This is a genomic window from Mesorhizobium sp. M7A.F.Ca.CA.003.01.2.1 (assembly GCF_003998945.1).
GTDB lineage: Bacteria > Pseudomonadota > Alphaproteobacteria > Rhizobiales > Rhizobiaceae > Mesorhizobium > Mesorhizobium ciceri.
In genome coordinates, this window is the sequence record NZ_RZRA01001487.1 from 1 (window position 1) to 768 (window position 768).

General features: G+C 61.3%; 2 pseudogenes. One reads left to right on the plus strand and one right to left on the minus strand.

What is annotated here, in order from left to right:
* Window positions 1–129 (plus strand): annotated as a pseudogene (locus EN969_RS36510) (GNAT family N-acetyltransferase); the annotation flags it as partial.
* 260 nt (window positions 130–389) lie between these two features.
* Here the strand turns inward: EN969_RS36510 and EN969_RS33670 are convergent.
* A pseudogene (locus tag EN969_RS33670) lies at window positions 390–768 on the minus strand (OFA family MFS transporter); the annotation flags it as partial.

A 768-nucleotide genomic window follows, 5' to 3' on the forward strand; every position in this document is an offset into this window, starting at 1 on the left:
ACCCCCGCCCCGCCGAACCCCGCCTCGGATGCCTTTCACGCTGCGCTCGGCTTCGTCGAGGCCGGCGACGCCGTTATCCATGGCGGCAAGAAAGCGGTGCGCTATTACGTCAGGCAGATCAGCGCCTGACAGACCAGGCAGATCCGCGCACGAAGATGAGGACTACTGGAACAGGGCTGTCGCACTCACCAGCGTCATCCAGAACCCCCAGACCAACGGGATGCCGACCAGCAGCCAGGCCAGCGTGAGTTTGATCGAATTCTCGTTGTCTTGCGCCATGGTCGGTCTCCTCAGAGCTGATCCCGAAAAGTGGACTCCGGTTTTCGGAAAAGATCATGCTCAAACAATAAGATAGAGCCCATCCCGATTCTATCGGGATGGAACTGACTCTAAGCCACCGCTGGTTCGGTCTTCATGTGGAAGCGCGCATTGACGGGCCGCATCATCAGGTTGAGCAGGAGGCCGACAACCAGCAGGCCGGCCATGATGTACATGGTGACCGTGTAGGCGTCGGCCTTCGCAACGCCGCTGTCGATCTGGTACTGCCGGATATAATTCACCAGCACCGGGCCAAGCACGCCCGCCACCGACCACGCGGTCAGCAATCGGCCGTGGATGGCGCCGACGTAACGCACGCCGAAGACGTCGCGCAGGTAAGCGGGAATGGTGGCGAAGCCGCCGCCATACATGCTGAGGATGATCCCGTAGAACAGCACGAACAGGAAAACGCTGCCGGTCTGGCCGGTCCACGGCACCGCCGCATAGAGG